This window comes from Ruegeria sp. H8, assembly GCF_056532905.1.
The window spans coordinates 1,049,091-1,063,643 of sequence record NZ_JBQFNY010000001.1; the positions used below are offsets into that span (position 1 = coordinate 1,049,091).

Sequence of the window (14,553 nt, forward strand, 5' to 3'; positions counted from 1 at the left end):
CTCCGTGATTTGCCGTGCGACCGGATTACCGGACAGCAGCCCATAGGCGCAAGGCCTGAGAGGTCTCGGCCACGTCATGAACGCGGATGATCTGCACGCCCTGAGACAATCCCGCCAGAGCCACCGCGATTGATCCCGGCGCGCGGGCAGTCTTGCAAGGCTCTTTTCCGATGGTACCAATAAAGCCCTTGCGCGACACGCCCAACAGGATCGGGCAGCCCAAGCCGTGGAACAGGCTGATATTGCGCAAAAGGGTCAGGTTGTGATCCTCGGTCTTCCCAAACCCGATCCCGGGATCCACAACGATCTGATCGCGGCTCAGGCCAAGACGTTCCAGCAACGCGATCTGGCCTTCGAGAAAATCGTAAACATCCAGCAATACATTGTCGTATCGCGGATTGATCTGCATCGTCGCCGGATCACCCTGCATGTGCATGACACAGACAGGCACGCCCTGCGCGGCACAGAACGGTGCCAACGCCGGATCGAAGGTGAAGCCCGAGACGTCGTTGACCAACCCTGCCCCGGCCGCGCAGGCAGCCTTGGCGACATCGACCTTTCGTGTATCGATGGAGATCAAAGCGCCTGTTTCCGACCGGATCGCTTCGATCAACGGGCGGGTTCGCGCGATCTCTTCCCCGGCCGGGACAAAATCCGCCCCAGGACGGGTGGACTCTCCGCCGATATCCAGAATCGTGGCACCATGCGCCACCATATTCACCGCAGCCACGCGAGCAGCATCTACCGAGCTGTGAACACCGCCATCCGAGAAACTGTCCGGCGTGGCATTCAGAATCCCCATGATATGAGGCACCTGCATATCAAGGCCCGCCACGTCAGCCCGCGGTTGGATCAAACGGCTCAGGCAATCTGACGGAACGTCCGAGGCCGCGACGATTTCGGGTTCGGACCCGCGCCGCAGGGCCTCGACATGAGTGAACCAAAGGGGTTGGCCCGCCAGCGGCACAGCGCCTGCGGGACGGGTCGCTCCATGCTGGACCAGTGGTCTGAAATAGGTTCTCACAGCTGGGCCTGATCCACCGCAACAGCGCGCAAGGGCGTTTTGGGTTCCGTCGGCAATGCGCCGCCGATCACCATCATTTCGCTCGCTTCAAAGGTCGCCGCGAACCATGCAGCCAGCGCCACGGCATCCGACGGGGCGGCGGACGGGCCGTCAACGGCATCCAGTACGATCTTGGATGGGGCCCAGACACAAATCTGGCCATTCTTCATCGCCCAATCCAATTCGGTCCGCGTTGAGACCACCACACAGCGATGGTCCCGTGCCGCCAGAACCCAGGCATTCTGTTCGATTGCCAACAGGTCAATTCGGCGTTGCGTCATCGCATGACCCGTTTGCGGAGCGGCCAGGTCGGATGCCCCAACGCACAGGATCAGCGGGCGCTGGCGGTTCTCCAACTGATCGATCCAACCCTTCAGGTTCTCCGACGCGATGGCGTCATTCGACAGGAAGACAAGGCGGGGATGCGGGCGTTCTTCTTCGGCCACCTCATGATGGACCGAGTCTTTTCCGCGCACGATCTCAACCCCCAACGCACCCGGGCCACGATCCAGTTTTTCGATGCGAACAAAGACCCTTACAGCCTGAGGTTCAAGCAGGATGCGTTCCGCAACGCGTTCGGCCAATGTCTCGAGCAGGTTCAGGCGCTCGGCTGCCAGCTCATAGGCGATGGATTCCGTTACCCGGTCATATGACAGGATGCGATCCACATCATCATCAATCGGGTCCGTCAGAGGCCGGACTTCGACCACGATGTTGAAGCAGATCCGCTGGGTTGTTCCCCGCTCGGCCTGGAAGGCGCCAATTTCGACTTCGACGATATGGTCGCGCAACGAGATACGATCCAACGGCCCCCGAGGAGACGTCGCCTCGGACCGTTCGGACGGGTGTGCGAATGCCAGACGGATTTCAGAACTCATGGGTCAGGCCTTTTCGGGCTCGTTGCATCGTTTGCCTACTATAGGCGTCGCGAGGGCCTATAGCATTCTAACAAGCGCCATTCCAACCGCCGAATGCGGCGTCACGAGACCCGAAACCAGTTCATCATCCCCGAAGCAGCATGCCCAAGCATATGACAATGCAGCAACCAGTTCCCGGGATTGTCCGCGATCAATGCGATTTGGCGCGCCTGTCCCCGCCCGACCAGAACGGTATCACGCCAGGGGCCCAGAGAGCCATCGTCCATGATCAGCCGGAAGTGATGCCCGTGAAGATGCATAGCGTGCGGAAATGCGGTTTCATTCACGAACTCGATCCTGTGCAATCTACCGACGGCCGCATCCAGAAACGGATCTTCGGGGCGCTCGGCGTAACCGTTCAGCGCCCAGAATTTGCCCAACTGCGCTAGCTCGCGGCCTGACAGTTCCGTTTCACCCAGCCGGGCGCTTTCCAGCCAGCGCATTGCACCACCTTGCAAAACCATCCGGTGCGTTCTGGCATGTTGAAGATTCCCGATCTCAGGCAAAGGGTTAGGCGGCAATGCTGACACCCCCTGCCTGTGCGCCCCGGCAGCGTTTCCACCGACCTCGAACCGTGCCAGCCCAAAGGAACCATCTCTTTCGACGCTGACCAGGCTTGCCGTTTCGCCTTCGGTGACGACATCCACAATCAGATCCGCACGCTGCGCAGGTGCCAGCGGAAAAGAGCCCGACAGCCGCAGCGGTGTGTCCAAGGGCATTCCATCCAAGGCGACGATCCACCCTGAAAGACCATCAAGATCCAGGTCAAATATCCGGGCATTGGAGGCGTTGACCAATCGCAGTCGCAGTCGCTCGTTTCTGCGTACCGCAAACGCGGGATCGAATGATCCGTTGACGGTCAGGATGTTCCCAAGCCGGCCTGCATGGCTCAGATCATGGCCATTGTCGAAATCATCCGTTATCTGCGCGGTCTCAGGGTTCAACCGCCAATCATCCAACATCAGCACCAGATCCTGATCGACATCCGGTGCCGTTGCCTCTGCAACGATCAGCGGCCCGTAAAGCCCGCGGGCAACCTGCTCCATCGACTGGTTGTGCGCGTGGTACCAATAGGTGCCCGCATCCGGGGCAACGAAGTCATAGTCGAAAGAACTGCCCGGTGCGACGGCATCCTGCGTCAGACCGGGTACACCGTCCATGGCGTTGTCAATGCGGATCCCGTGCCAGTGGACCGATGTTGGTTGCGGAAGGTCATTCACCAGTTTGCGCTGAACGCGTGCGCCCTGTTCGACCCTTAGGACCGTTCCGGGGACAGTGTCACCGTAACTCCAGACCGTTGTGTCAGGAAACCCTTCGGGTGCAACGCGCTTCCGGCTCAGATGCGCCTTGAGCGGCGGATAACCGGCGCGGGCCGCGACCGGCAGAATTGTGGCGGCGGCGGCTGTTTTCAGAATGTGTCGTCGGGTGAAAAGCATTACGCGCCTCCTGGGCCCGCAATATAGACTGCAACCTGCCGCGCGCCACCAAGCTTCCAGCGCGGGTGCGTCAATCAGTTGCTCGCTGTCCGATAGTTGTGGCGGTAGAAAATGTGCACACCGATCCGTGCGGTCTGTTTATAGACCCGCGACCAAGATGGCCGAACCGCCGTCGTGTGGTAGTGGGTCGCCCCTTCGGTCAGCTCTTGGCCAATACCATCAATGGCCGCCCGAGCGACCTTGGATACGCGCTCATAAGCCTTCTTCTCGTGGATGACCTCTTTGCGACCGTCACATGTATAGGTGAACTGGCACTGGTATTTCTTGCCGGTCCCCTGACGGATCACACCACACAGAGAGCTTGGAAAGCGGCTGCTTTTGACCCGGTTCAAGATGACCTCGGCCACCGCAAACTGGCCACGCACGCTTTCGCCACGGGCTTCGAAGTACAATGCCTCGGACAGGCACTTCCAGTTTTCGTCACCGGTTGCCTTGGGTTGCTGGTCAAGCCAGTCCTTGGAGTATGTTACTTCAACTGGTTTGGCCGCCTTACGCGGTTGGAACAGTTTGAAATAGTCGCGAAAGCTTTGCGCCGGCAATTCGCTGCGGGCGACAAGCTCTTTCTTTGCAGTATCAATTGCTTCCCTCTCGGCGAAGGACGCACTCGGCAGCACGGTTGCCGCCATTGTGGCAACAGCCATTATGTAACGTAGCATCAGATAACCTCGCACAGGCACTTCACGCGCCATACCCTCCCCCGGCGGGCGCGACGAGGCATTTAACGCAATCGAGCGCAAAGGTCCAGTCTTTCGGAAAATGCAAGTGGAATCTTGCCCGTAGCGAAGATAAATTTCGCCTACGAGTGTCCAGATAACCCACTAATCCTTGGGTTTTCAGGCCCTGTCAACCCCCAAGTCTGGAGGAAATCGCCAGTTGAGCGGCAGCCAGCCGAGCGACGGGAACCCGGAACGGCGAACACGAAACATAGTCGAACCCCAGATCCCGGCAAATGGCGATTGATTCGGGGTTTCCGCCGTGTTCTCCGCACACGGACAGGGTTACATCCGGTTTCGCGGCTCGTCCCCGCTCGGCTCCCAGCTTCAGCAATTCCCCGACCCCATCCGGATCAAGAACGTGGAACGGATCTTCGCCGAAGACACCCTGGCGTACATAGGCGGACATGAAACGGCCGGCATCGTCGCGGGACAGACCATATGTCATCTGCGTCAGGTCATTGGTACCGAAACTCATGAACGCGGTCTGCGGGGCGATCTCTTCTGCGCGCAGACAGGCGCGCGGGGTTTCAACCATCACACCCAGCCGATATTCAAATTCCTGCCCTCGTTCTGACGCGACCGCGGCCGCCACCGAATCGATGCGGGACTTGACCAGTTCGACCTCTCGTTTCGCCGAGACCAGCGGGATCATCACTTCGGGCACGACGGGGGCGCCGTTCTTTCTGGCATCCAGCGTGGCTTCGAAGATCGCGCGCGCCTGCATGTCATAGATTTCCGGCACCGTTACGCCCAGGCGAACGCCGCGCAAACCCAGCATCGGGTTGTATTCAGTCATCGCATTGACCCTGCGTTCGACATCGGAAACCGGCAAATCCAGCGCCTCGGCCAATTCCCGTTGACCGCTGCGCGTGGTTGGCAGGAATTCGTGCAAGGGCGGGTCGAACAGGCGAATGCAGACGGGCTGCCCTTCCATGATTCTGAACAGCTGAACAAAATCCTCACGCTGCATCGGAAGCAAACGTTCCAGCACAGCCGCCCTGCCCGAAGACGTTTGCGCAAAAATCATCTCGCGCATCACGATCAGGCGACCGGGTTCAAAGAACATATGTTCCGTCCGGCACAGGCCGATCCCCTGCGCCTGAAAGTTGCGCGCGGTCTGCGCATCGGCCGGTGTGTCGGCATTGGCGCGGATGTCAATATCACGCTCGGCATCGGCCCACGCCATCAAGGTCTGAAAACAATCATCCAACGCGGCCTCAAGCATGGCGGGCTGCCCTGCCAGCACCTGACCGGAACTGCCATCGATGGTCAGAATATCGCCGGTCTTGAAAACTCGACCATCGGGTGCGGTCAGCATCTTCTTTTTGGTCTGGAACCGCATGTCTGAGGCACCAACGATACAGGGCAAGCCAAGTCCACGGCCAATCACGGCGGCGTGGCTGGTCATCCCGCCTTTTTCCGTCAGAACCGCAACGGCCGCATGCATCCCGCGCACATCCTCGGGCGAGGTTTCGCGGCGGACCAGAACGCAGGCCTCGCCGCGCGCGGCACTGGCCTGCGCTTCTGCGGATGTAAACACGATCTTTCCCGTTGAAGCGCCCGGGCTGGCACCGATGGCCGTCGTCAGCACGTCACGCCGCGCTTCCGGATGGACCTGCCGGTGCAAAAGCTCATTCAGCGCGTGGGGGTCCACACGCATCACCGCCTCTTGCGGCGGTATGATCCCGTCTTCGGCCAGACGAACGGCGATCCGCATCGCCGCGCGCGACGTTCTCTGAACCCGGACGCCGTCCAGAATATGCACGTTGCCGTTTTGAATGACGAACTCGACCTGCATTTCTTCGCGCAGTTTTTCACGCATCAGCGCAGCTTGTTGCTTCAACTCGGCAAAGGCTTTGGGTGCGACTTCTTCAAGCGACGGTCCACGCGGGTCTTTTTCAAGAAACAGCGCGGCCACATCTTCGCCCAGCGCATCACGGCCCTGGCTCTGGCTCAGGTAGCGCCCCGTGATCTGCGGCATTCCTGTGGTCGAGTCGACCAGTTGAAGCACACCTGATCCGCATTCACCCTGCCCGACCCCCGGGATCATCTCTTGAATGACAAGCCCAAGACCGGCATCTGCCGGGGCGCCCTTGGCCTGCCGCAACAGCCGAGCGGATGTCCCGTCCCATGCGCGGGCCATCGAGCGCAAAACACCGATCAGCTGTTCACCGCGGTCCTGCGGGAAGGCTTCGTCCGTTTCATCTTCGTACGCGCGCAGGGAATGGCGCAAGCCCTCGCTGCCATCCATGTCGATGCCATCAAACACATCCGCGTCCAGCCGCGCCACGTGGATCGCATAGCTTTGAACGAACCTGAGATACAGCGCAGCAGCGGCCTCTGCCCCCATGGTATCGGACAGGTCCACATAGCGTGCATCATTCATGCCAATATTCAGAACCGCACCGGGTCCGCCCCAATCGGGATCTTCAGAACTTGGTCGGACGCACAGCAAAGTCGTGGGATCGAATTGCTCAAGGATCGCGTCAAGGTTCGGAACGTCGCCTTCCGCAATCTGATGGACCGCATCAAACGACAAGGCGACGGTCCGGGGCACCGGCAGGTCCAGTCGGACCAGCCGTTGCAGACACTTGGCCCGCCCGCCATGGGTATGGGCCGAGACCGGAGCATCGGATGTAATGAGCGTGGTATGCGGATTATTCTGCACTGCAGCACCTTTTGATTTGCGTGCAGCATAAGCGCTTGCGCCCTTCGTGCAAGGGCGTTGTGGGCACGCATCGCTGCGTGCCCGAGGTTTTAACCTTCGATCCGCGACAGATCGGCCACGCTGGAACAAACCTGCCTGATCTGACTGAGCAGGTTCAACCGGTTACGACGGATCACGTCATTGTCGGTGTTGACCTGTACGTCCTCAAAGAACGCATCCACCGGCCCGCGCAGCGCGGCCATGGCCGCCATTGCAGTTGGGAAGTCTTCGGATTTCAGGGCAACGTCAATCTGCGTCTGCGCCCCATCCAAAGCCGCGAAAAGCGCCTTCTCGCTGTCGGTCTCGGCGAATTTCACATCCGCACCGTAAGAGTATTCCACGCCGTCCTTTTCCTCGGCCTGGGTCAGGATGTTGTTGGCTCGCTTGAACCCCTGCACGAGGTTTTCCCCATCCTCGGTCGCGATCACGGCATTCAGCGCGCGGGCACGTTTGACCAGCAGGTTGAGGTCGTCATTGCCTTCCATCGCGATGCACGCGTCGATGATGTCGTGGCGGATGCCCTCGTCGCGGAGGAAGACCTTGAGGCGGTCGTGGAAGAAGGACAAAAGGTCATCGGACGTATCGGGCACCTTCCGTTCAAGACGCAGAAAGTCCGTCATTTGTTTCGTCCCGGCCTTGTCGCCCGCAAGCTTCTCCTTCACCGTACGGAACGCCGCTCCGAAAACACCGTGGTCGGCAATCTCATCCAACAGCTCTGCGACATGCCCGTCGTGCAAGGCTTCGTTCGAAGCCGCTTCGGCCCGAACGAGTTGTGCGTCGAAGAAACGGTCGAGCTTCAGCCGCAGATCATTGTTCAGGATCAACCGGATCACCCCCAAGGCCGCGCGACGCAGCGCAAACGGGTCTTTCGAGCCAGTCGGCTTCTCATCAATCGCCCAGAACCCGGTCAGCGTGTCCAGCTTGTCCGCAAGCGCCACGGCGACCGACAGAGGTGCCGCAGGCACATCATCCGACGGCCCCAGCGGCGAGTAATGTTCCTGCGCAACAGCAGCCACCGCGGAATCCTCGCCGGCGGCTTCGATGTAATACCGCCCCATGAGCCCCTGAAGTTCCGGAAATTCATAGACCATCTCTGAACTCAGATCGGCCTTGGCCAGGCGCGCGGCCTTCTCGGCCTGATCCGGGTCGGCGCCGGTTACGGGGGCCAGTTCGCGGGCCAGCGCGGCGATGCGCTCGATCCGCTGGGCCTGGGTGCCCAGCTTGTTGTGGAAGGTCACGTTCTCCAGCGCGCGGGTCCATTGGGTGATGTCCGCTTTGGCAATACGCAGGTCGTTTTCCCAAAAGAACTTGGCATCGGCCAGACGCGCCGACAGCACTTTTTGGTTGCCGGCCAGAATGGTTGCGCCGTTATCGGTGGTTTCGCGATTGGCGACGGTGATGAAACGCTCGATCCGGCCGGTCTTGGGGTTCTTCACCGAAAAGAACTTCTGATGCTCTTTCATCGAGGTTTGCAACACCTCGGGCGGCAATTCGAGGAATTCCTCGTCGATTTTCCCCATCAACACCACAGGCCATTCCACCAGCCCCGCAACCTCGGCCAACAGTCCCTTGTCTTCGACGATTTCCAGACCGGCGGCAAAAGCCATGTTCTGCGCATCATTCCAGATGTGTTCGGCACGTTCATCCTGTGACAGCAAAACGAATGCGCGTTTTAGCTTGGCGGCATAGTCCTCGAAAGACGTAACCGAGAACCGGTTGGGGGCCATGAAACGATGACCGGCCGTGGTGTCACCGGAGCGGATGCCATCGACCTGCATCGGAACAACCTGCGCCCCGGATTCATCCGACAGGATGCACAGAATGGAATGCAACGGGCGCACCCACCGCAGACTGCCACTGCCCCAACGCATGGATTTGGGCCATGGGAAATTACGAATGGTGGCTTCCAGCACTTCGGCAATGATCTCGGCGGCCGGGCGGCCCGGTTTCTTGATGGTGGCGAAGTAAACAGCGCCCTTGGGTGTCTCACGTTCTTCCAGTTGGTCGCGGGTCAGGCCCGCGCCGCGCAGGAACCCTTCGATCGCCTTGTCCGGCGCGCCGACCTTGGGCCCTTTGCGCTCTTCCCGGATTGTCGGGCTTTGCGCCAGCAGGCCTTCCACCGCCAGTGTCAGGCGGCGGGGGGTGGTCAGTGCGGCCGCGTTTGAATAGGTCAAACCGGCCTCGACCAGGCCATCGGTAATCCGCTTTTTCAGATCCTCACCGGCACGGGTTTGCATCCGCGCAGGAATTTCTTCGGAAAACAGTTCGATCAGCAGGTCGGGCATAGTCGGTCCTTAAAAGTTCACAATCGTCTGAATGACGATGGCATTGGCGATATCCACAAAGAAGGCGGATACAAGGGGCAGCACAATAAAGGCAATAGGCGACGGCCCATATCGCTTGGTTACTGCCGTCATATTTGCAATCGCCGTGGGTGTGGCGCCCAGGGCAAAGCCTCCGAAGCCCGCTGCCAGCACCGCTCCGCGATAATTCGAGCCCATCAGGGGAAACAGTACCCAAATCACGAAGACGACCGTAAACACCGTTTGCGCCGTCATGATCACGGCAATTGCCACACCCAGTTCCGCGATGGTCCACAACTGCAAGCTCATCAGTGACATTGCCAGAAAGGCCCCAAGCGCAAATTCAGACAGCAATGCCAGCGACGGTGTCCGTGCAACCGGCGGCGCGGTCGGAGCGATGGCCGCTCGGACATTCGAAATCACGATGCCCATGATCAGACAGGGCACAAACAGCGGCAGTTTCAGCCCAGCGGCCGAAATCGCCTCGCCCAGCGCATAGCCCAGAATAATCGCAAGGTTCAGATGCAGCAGCACGCGCATGATTGTCACATGGTCAATTTCGGTGGCCGCGGTCGTTTCTTCCGGCAGTCCGACCGTATGTTCTTCGTCAGGTCGGTCCGGCGACAGGCCTCGTGTTTCCACCAGAAGACGGGCGATGGGGCCGCCCACCAGCGCAGCAAGCACCAGTCCGAGCGTCGCCACGGCAACGCCAAGTTCGGTTGCACCGTCCAGACCCGTTGCGCTGGCAACTTCGGGTGCCCATGCGATTGCGGTTCCGTGTCCACCAATCAAAGCGGCCGAACCGAACAGAACGCCTGCTTGCGCCGGATAGCCAAACAAGGAAGCCCCTGCCGCGCCGATAACGTTCTGCGCAACAATCGTGACAAGCGTCAAAATCAGAAGGATCAACAAAGGCTTACCACCGGCAATCAAGTCAGAAAGCCGCGCGTTCAGTCCGATCCCGGCAAAGAACAGAACCAGCAGAGCGTCCCGGGTCTGCAACTCGAATGACAGCTCAACATTGGCAAAGAGATACAGAAGCAAAACCACGAGCGAAGCCAAAAGGCCGCCCGTGACCGGTTCAGGAATATTGAACTGCCTCAGAACTGCGACTTTGCCGTTGATCCGGGCACCCAACAAATACACCGCAAACCCCAGAGTTGCAGTAATGAAGTCCGGGATCAAAACGGCGTCAGCCATGGTTTTCCTCAGTTTTCAGGGCGTTTCGGGCACTCCTCACCCACCACCGTACCGTCATAGGCTTTTTCACCGCAGTTGTTCAACGCGTGCCAGACATATCCCTTGCCATCCCTGGTAATCGCCACGATCCGGTCGACGCCGAAATGGATGTTCTTCTCACTCAAAAACGCCTGCGCCTGCCCCGATTTCAGTGCATCGCCCAGCGAAACGGCGTCGTAACAGTCAAACCAACCCGGCGCGGTCAAGGGTTCTGGGTTTTCAACAGCAATAAATCCGGCCATTTGATCCGGCTTCAGATCCGTTTCAAAACAGCCTCGGTAGCGGATCGGAGAACTGTCTGCATCGATCGCCTGAAAGTCCGAATAGGTGATTGGGACAGGCGCATCGCTTTGGTCCGTCATCAGGACCACGTCCTGGCCGGGCTGCGGTTCGACCTCATAGTAGAAACCGTAAATCTGCAAATAATACATTCCGGCCCCGGCCACCAAGGCCGACAACAACAGAACAATTGCCAGCAGTTTTCCCGTCATGTTTCAGGCTGCCTCTTTCAAGTTCTTGTAAAATAGGACAGGTTTCGTCCGGGTACAGGCATCAATGAGGTCAACACCATGGAATCCACGCTTGCTGTCGGTTTTTTCGGCGCATTGTTTGCCATCATGAACCCGGTTTCCAACCTGCCGGTGTTTCTGAGCGTCACTCAGGATCTGCCTGCTGCCGACCAGCGCAAGATTGCGGTGAAGACGGTGATCTATTGCCTGATCCTTGGCGGTGCCTTTGCGCTGGTCGGAAGTCAGGCGCTTGGCCTTTTTGGCATCAGCGTCAATCACCTGCGCGTCGCCGGCGGCCTGGTCGTCATGATGATCGGCCTCAACATGCTGAACGGAAACGAAAGCACCTCTCATCATGGAACAAAAGGAGAGAAGGAAGCTTACCCCGAAACCGATACGGTGGCCTTTTACCCGCTGGCCTTTCCCATTCTTGTGGGCCCCGGCACAATAACCACCCTGATCCTGTACGCACATCAGGTTAAAACCACGGTCGAGGCTTTTGTTTTTATGGGAGTATTTCTTGTCGTGGTCGGTCTGCTTCTGATCACGTTCTGGAACGCCGCATGGCTGGCTGAACGCCTGTCCAGCAACGCGCGCGTGATCATGAGCCGCTTCATGGGCATGATCCTTGCGGCCATTGCCGTCAGCATGATCGCAGACGGACTCAAAGCACTTTTGCCCGGACTGGCCTGATTGCCTCATCAGGCCTGAAACCCGGCGGCCTCGGTCTGCACGAACGCATCCGCACATTGTTTGGCCAGCGCCCGAACACGCCCGATATAGGCCTGCCGTTCCGTCACCGAGATCACGCCGCGCGCGTCCAGCAGGTTGAAGATGTGACTGGCCTTGATACACTGGTCATAGGCCGGGTGCGCCATGATGATGCGCTTGCCCGTCTTCGGATCCACATGCTCCTGGCTCAGAATTGCGGCGCACTCGGCCTCGGCCTCTTCGAAGTGGCGCAACAGAACCTCGGTGTTGGCCACGTCGAAGTTCCAGCGGGCATATTCCTCTTCGGTCTGCTTGAAGATATCGCCGTATGTCAAAGGACTGGGCGACTGGGGATCGTTGAACGGCATGTCCATCACGTGATCGATGCCCAGAACATACATGGCCAGACGCTCAAGCCCATATGTCAGCTCGCCTGATACCGGCGCACAGTCATGCCCGCCGACCTGTTGGAAATAGGTGAACTGGCTGACTTCCATTCCGTCACACCAGACTTCCCAACCCAGACCCCACGCGCCGAGTGTCGGGCTTTCCCAGTCATCCTCGACGAACCGGATGTCGTGCAGGTCCATGTCGATGCCGATGGCTTCAAGGCTTCCCAGATACAGTTCCTGCAAATCCGGTGGGCTGGGTTTGATTAGTACCTGATACTGATAGTAGTGCTGCAACCGGTTCGGGTTTTCGCCATAACGCCCATCCGTCGGGCGGCGCGACGGCTGAACGTAAGCCGCGGCCCATGCCTTGGACCCCAGCGCGCGCAGGGTCGTTGCGGGATGGAACGTTCCGGCCCCGACTTCCATGTCGTAGGGCTGTAGAATCGCACAGCCTTTCGACGCCCAATAAGTCTGAAGCCGCAGGATGATCTCCTGAAATGAACGCGGTGCGCTGGTCGGTTCGGTCATGGCATTCCCTCTGGGCGCCTCTGCGCCCGGTTCCGGTCGGTTTTGCCCTTCCTATGCAAGGGGCCAAGGGGCGTCAACGGGGCTTGGGTCCAAGCCTGTATCTGCAGGGCCACACCGTAAATTCCCCGCATTCGCGGCATGGCGTTTCGCAAATGAATTCGCGTATTCTGCACCAAAGCACAAACACTGCATAAGACGGGCAGACTATGACACGCGTATTTTCAGCAATCCTATTGTTTCTTCTGGTCGGCCTGCGCGCCGCAACCGCACAACAAGATCCCGGCGTCTGGGTCCAGGTCGAGGCCCAGCCATCACTGCGCGAAGCGCAGGAACGGGCACAGGCCTATGCCGGCGCTTTGCCGGACGTGAACGGGTTTCGCCTGAACAGCGGCTGGTACGCGATCGTGATCGGCCCCTATGCTCGTACCGACGCCGAACAGGTGCTGCGCGTCTATCGGGCCGAAGGCCAGATACCGCGCGACAGTTACATCGCGTTTTCCAGCGCGATGGGGCAACAGTTCTGGCCCATCGGGGCAAACGTGCTGAACCGTGGCACCGTCGCGGCACCAATTGAACAAGCGGTACAACCGGAAGAGGCTCCGGCAGCCGCCACACCACAGGATTCGGATGAAACCCGTGCGCAGGCGCTTCAGTCCGAACGTCTGTTGACCGCGCAGGAACGCAAGGATCTGCAAACGGCTCTGCGCGCGGCGGGGTTTTACAACTCGACCATTGATGGTGCGTTCGGGCAAGGCACCCGCCGATCGATGAGCGATTGGCAGCGCTATAACGGGTTTGACGCCACGGGCGTTCTGACGACGTTGCAGCGCAAGGCCCTGATGGATGAATACAACGCGCCGCTGATCTCTGTCGGAATGGAGCGGTATTCCGACGACAAGGCCGGGATCGTGCTCGACATGCCTCTGGGCGCTGTCAGCCTTGATCGCTATGAGGCCCCCTTCGCACATTTCAAAAGCATTTCTGACCTGAACGCCAAGGCGCTCCTGATCAGCCAGGAGGGGGACAAGAACACGCTCCGCGCGCTCTACGAAGTGATGCAATCGCTTGAGATCGTTCCACTGAATGGCCCTCGTGAACTGGGCCGCGACCGGTTTACCCTTGAAGGGCGCGGCAACGGCATAGTGTCCTTTACGCAAGCGCAATTGGCGGATGGAAAAATCAAGGGCTTCACCCTTGTCTGGCCCGAAGGAGACGAGGCACGTCGCCTGCGGGTTCTGTCAGCGATGACCTCCAGCTTCAGCACAACGAATGCGGTTCTGGATGCCGCCGCCGGTGCTTCCGCAGAACAGCGCATCGATCTGGTGTCGGGCCTTCAGGTCCGCAAGCCTCGGCTGACGCGCTCTGGTTTCTTCGCGGATGAGAACGGGACAGTACTGACGGTTTCCGAGGCCGCGGAGAGCTGCACGCGAATCACTCTGGATGGTGATCACGAGGTTCAACTGGCCCTGACGGACCCTGAACTTGGCGTGTCAGTCCTGCGCCCTGCAAAAACGCTCGCCCCCATGAGTGTCGCCGCGTTCAGTGCCACCAAGCCGCGCATCAAGTCGGAAGTGGCCGTATCCGGCTTTTCCTATCAGGGCGCATTGGGTGGCCCCACCCTGACCTACGGGCGGGTCGCGGACATACGTGGGCTGAGCGGTGAGACCGGCGTCAAGCGTCTGGCGCTGAACGCCCAACCCGGTGATGCAGGCGGCCCGGTCTTCGACGACAGCGGCAACGTCGTCGGAATGTTGTTGCCCACACCGTCCGAAGGGCGCACCCTGCCCGCTTCGGTCAGCCTTGCGGCCACCGTTGATCGGTTGACCGAAATTCTTGCAGAGGCCGGAGTGTCCGGTCAGTCGAGCGAAGAAACCATACAGATATCACCCAATGAGTTGAACCGGCGCGCAACCGGAATGACGGTTCTGGTTCACTGCTGGGATTGATCCGACAGCACCTCAGCAAAAAAGCG

General features: G+C 59.6%; 11 protein-coding genes. 2 read left to right on the forward strand and 9 right to left on the reverse strand.

Going from position 1 to position 14,553, the window contains the following annotated elements; all coding sequences use genetic code 11:
- Nucleotides 1-25: 25 nt before the first annotated feature.
- From folP to ACR0A2_RS05215, 8 genes are all read right to left on the reverse strand, one after another.
- The gene (gene folP / locus ACR0A2_RS05180) at nt 26-1,024 is read right to left on the reverse strand and encodes a dihydropteroate synthase (RefSeq protein ID WP_480834257.1); all 999 of its coding nucleotides are present in this window, start codon (nt 1,022-1,024) and stop codon (nt 26-28) included.
- Nucleotides 1,021-1,941 carry a dihydroneopterin aldolase gene (locus tag ACR0A2_RS05185; RefSeq protein ID WP_152457620.1) on the reverse strand — a complete coding sequence of 307 codons (921 nt, stop codon included), beginning with the start codon at nt 1,939-1,941 and terminating at the stop codon, nt 1,021-1,023. Before ACR0A2_RS05185 ends, folP begins: the two co-directional genes overlap by 4 nt.
- 101 nt (nt 1,942-2,042) lie before the next feature.
- Nucleotides 2,043-3,416 carry a multicopper oxidase family protein gene (locus tag ACR0A2_RS05190; protein ID WP_480834258.1) on the reverse strand — a complete coding sequence of 458 codons (1,374 nt, stop codon included), beginning with the start codon at nt 3,414-3,416 and terminating at the stop codon, nt 2,043-2,045.
- A gap of 74 nt (nt 3,417-3,490) precedes the next feature.
- Nucleotides 3,491-4,132, reverse strand: a complete 642-nt coding sequence (locus ACR0A2_RS05195) for a cell wall hydrolase (protein ID WP_170346602.1) — start codon at nt 4,130-4,132, stop codon at nt 3,491-3,493.
- 187 nt (nt 4,133-4,319) lie between these two features.
- Nucleotides 4,320-6,860: a putative PEP-binding protein gene (locus ACR0A2_RS05200; protein WP_480834259.1), complete on the reverse strand. Its 2,541-nt coding sequence runs from the start codon at nt 6,858-6,860 to the stop codon at nt 4,320-4,322.
- Nucleotides 6,861-6,949: 89 nt separating this feature from the next.
- Nucleotides 6,950-9,184: a glycine--tRNA ligase subunit beta gene (gene glyS, locus ACR0A2_RS05205; RefSeq protein WP_480834260.1), complete on the reverse strand. Its 2,235-nt coding sequence runs from the start codon at nt 9,182-9,184 to the stop codon at nt 6,950-6,952.
- Between the two features lie 9 nt (nt 9,185-9,193).
- On the reverse strand, nt 9,194-10,402 hold the full coding sequence (gene gltS / locus ACR0A2_RS05210) for a sodium/glutamate symporter (RefSeq protein WP_171639697.1): 1,209 nt from the start codon (nt 10,400-10,402) through the stop codon (nt 9,194-9,196).
- A gap of 8 nt (nt 10,403-10,410) precedes the next feature.
- A complete protein-coding gene (locus tag ACR0A2_RS05215; RefSeq protein WP_171170622.1) occupies nt 10,411-10,932 on the reverse strand; it encodes a DUF6446 family protein in 522 nt (173 codons plus the stop codon).
- A gap of 78 nt (nt 10,933-11,010) precedes the next feature.
- Between ACR0A2_RS05215 and ACR0A2_RS05220 the strand changes: the two genes are divergently transcribed.
- Nucleotides 11,011-11,643, forward strand: coding sequence for a MarC family protein (locus ACR0A2_RS05220; protein WP_171206867.1), 633 nt, complete (start codon nt 11,011-11,013; stop codon nt 11,641-11,643).
- A gap of 8 nt (nt 11,644-11,651) precedes the next feature.
- Here ACR0A2_RS05220 and ACR0A2_RS05225 read toward each other — a convergent pair whose 3' ends face one another.
- Entirely contained in the window at nt 11,652-12,581 is a 930-nt protein-coding gene (locus tag ACR0A2_RS05225; protein ID WP_152457612.1) for a glycine--tRNA ligase subunit alpha, read from the reverse strand.
- Nucleotides 12,582-12,787: 206 nt separating this feature from the next.
- Here ACR0A2_RS05225 and ACR0A2_RS05230 point away from each other — a divergent pair, with 206 nt between their 5' ends.
- Complete coding sequence (locus tag ACR0A2_RS05230) at nt 12,788-14,527, forward strand: serine protease (RefSeq protein WP_480834262.1); 1,740 nt, start codon at nt 12,788-12,790, stop codon at nt 14,525-14,527.
- Nucleotides 14,528-14,553: the final 26 nt, after the last annotated feature.

Excerpts from the sequence above, each read along its gene's own strand:
- ACR0A2_RS05215 (WP_171170622.1), bottom strand. The coding sequence starts at position 10,932 with ATGACGGGAAAACTGCTGGCAATTGTTCTGTTGTTGTCGGCCTTGGTG.
- ACR0A2_RS05185 (WP_152457620.1), bottom strand. The coding sequence starts at position 1,941 with ATGAGTTCTGAAATCCGTCTGGCATTCGCACACCCGTCCGAACGGTCC.
- ACR0A2_RS05220 (WP_171206867.1), top strand. The coding sequence starts at position 11,011 with ATGGAATCCACGCTTGCTGTCGGTTTTTTCGGCGCATTGTTTGCCATC.
- ACR0A2_RS05225 (WP_152457612.1), bottom strand. The coding sequence starts at position 12,581 with ATGACCGAACCGACCAGCGCACCGCGTTCATTTCAGGAGATCATCCTG.
- ACR0A2_RS05230 (WP_480834262.1), top strand. The coding sequence starts at position 12,788 with ATGACACGCGTATTTTCAGCAATCCTATTGTTTCTTCTGGTCGGCCTG.
- ACR0A2_RS05195 (WP_170346602.1), bottom strand. The coding sequence starts at position 4,132 with ATGCTACGTTACATAATGGCTGTTGCCACAATGGCGGCAACCGTGCTG.
- glyS (WP_480834260.1), bottom strand. The coding sequence starts at position 9,184 with ATGCCCGACCTGCTGATCGAACTGTTTTCCGAAGAAATTCCTGCGCGG.
- ACR0A2_RS05190 (WP_480834258.1), bottom strand. The coding sequence starts at position 3,416 with ATGCTTTTCACCCGACGACACATTCTGAAAACAGCCGCCGCCGCCACA.
- gltS (WP_171639697.1), bottom strand. The coding sequence starts at position 10,402 with ATGGCTGACGCCGTTTTGATCCCGGACTTCATTACTGCAACTCTGGGG.